The 279-nt window shown below is 69.2% G+C and carries 1 protein-coding gene; it reads left to right on the forward strand.

Annotated elements, in window-relative coordinates; genetic code table 11:
- On the forward strand, positions 1–279 hold a 279-nt coding region (locus KZZ04_RS19000), incomplete at both ends, for a Tn3 family transposase (protein WP_219423811.1).

Consider the following 279-nt stretch of genomic DNA (forward strand, 5'->3'; position numbering starts at 1 on the left):
TCAACGCCCGCCACGGCATCGAGCCGGGCTACTGCTTCTACACCCACACCTCCGACCAGCACGGGCCGATGCGTTCGGTCAGCATGGCGGCGGCCGAGCACGAGGCCCCCTACGTGCTCGACGGGCTTCTGCACCACGGCACCGGCCTGACCATCGCCGAGCACTACACCGATACCGGGGGCAGTTCGGATCACGTCCACTTCCTGTGCGACAGCCTGGGCATCCGGTTCTGTCCGCGGCTGCGCGACTTCCCCGATCGGCGGCTCGCCTGCCTGGAGC

The organism is Pseudoalteromonas sp. CR1 (assembly GCF_019392235.1).
Classification (GTDB): Bacteria; Pseudomonadota; Gammaproteobacteria; order Enterobacterales; family Alteromonadaceae; genus Pseudoalteromonas.